General features: G+C 73.6%; 1 protein-coding gene. It reads left to right on the top strand.

The annotated features are described in order from the left end of the window. Positions 1-93 precede the first annotated feature (93 nt). Positions 94-1,368: a deoxyguanosinetriphosphate triphosphohydrolase gene (locus tag ACFWFR_RS19355; protein ID WP_377617163.1), complete on the top strand. Its 1,275-nt coding sequence runs from the start codon at positions 94-96 to the stop codon at positions 1,366-1,368. Positions 1,369-1,409: the final 41 nt, after the last annotated feature.

The raw sequence follows: 1,409 nt of genomic DNA, 5'->3' as shown, positions 1-1,409 counted from the left end.
CCCCTGATCCGTGCGGATCAGGGGCATCTGCTCACTTCTCGGCGCGGGGGCTGTGCGCCATCGCGGACCGTCCGCGTCGATAGGGTGGGACACGTGCCGCACACCACGCCAGGAAACGCCCTCGGGTACTCGGCCGCCGACGTCGAGCGCTGGGTCCCCGAGCCGCCCAAGAGCAAGTCCCGCACGCCCTTCGAGCGCGACCGGGCGCGTGTCGTCCACTCGTCCGCGCTGCGCAGGCTCGGCGCCAAGACCCAGGTCCTGGGCCCGGGCTCCGACGACTTCGTGCGCACGCGTCTCACGCACAGCCTCGAGGTCGCCCAGGTGGGCCGGGAGATGGGCCGTGCCCTGGGCTGCGACCCCGACGTCGTCGACACCGCGTGCCTGGCCCACGACCTGGGGCACCCGCCGTTCGGGCACAACGGCGAGCGCGCGCTCGCCGAGATCATGGCCGACCACGGCGGGTTCGAGGGCAACGCCCAGACGCTGCGCCTGCTGACCCGCCTCGAGCCCAAGGTCTTCGCTGCGGACGGCACGCCCGTCGGCCTCAACCTGACTCGCGCGAGCCTCGACGCGAGCGTCAAGTACCCCTGGCGCCGTGGTGAGGGCCCGCGGCGCCCCGACGGGACCACGACCCACAAGTTCGGTGTCTACCCCGACGACGTGCCCGTCTACGCGTGGCTGCGCGAGGGCGCCCCCGAGCACGTCAAGTGCATGGAGGCCCAGGTCATGGACCTGGCCGACGACATCTCCTACTCGGTGCACGACGTCGAGGACGCGATCGTGGGCGGCAAGCTCGACCTCGCGGTGCTGGCCGACCCGGACGAGCGCGGGCGCGTGGTGGCCGCCGTCCGCGCCTGGTACGGCGACGCCTACGACGAGGCCGAGCTCGACGCCGCGATCTCCCGCCTCGAGGCGACCGGGCACCTGATGCGGGGCTTCGACGGGTCGCGCCGGGCGCTCGCGGCGCTCAAGGACTCGACGAGCCAGCTCATCGGCCGCTTCAGCGGGTCTGCCCAGGCCGCGACGCGCGAGGAGTACGGCGACGGGATGCTCACGCGCTACTCGGCGCGCCTCGTGGTTCCCGCGACGACGTCCGCGGAGATCCTGGTGCTCAAGGGCATGGCCGTGGCGTACGTCATGGCCCCGCGCGAGCAGGAGCCGCTGCACCACCAGCAGCGCCAGGTCCTCGCGGACCTGGTCGAGGTCTTCAGCGACAAGGCGCCTGACGCCCTCGAGGCGCCGTTCGCGGCGGACTGGCTCGAGGCGCCCGACGACGCCGCTCGCCTCCGCGTGGTCGTCGACCAGGTCGCGTCGCTCACCGACGTCAGCGCCTACCAGCTGCACGAGCGGTGGGTGTCGCCCCGCTGAGTCCTCGCACGGCGGCGGCCCGCACCCCGAGGGGGCGGGCC

The organism is Oerskovia sp. NPDC060287 (assembly GCF_042726775.1).
Lineage (GTDB): Bacteria > Actinomycetota > Actinomycetes > Actinomycetales > Cellulomonadaceae > Oerskovia > Oerskovia merdavium.
Note: the sequence above shows the minus strand (reverse complement) of the source record. Positions and strands in the feature narration are given on the sequence as shown.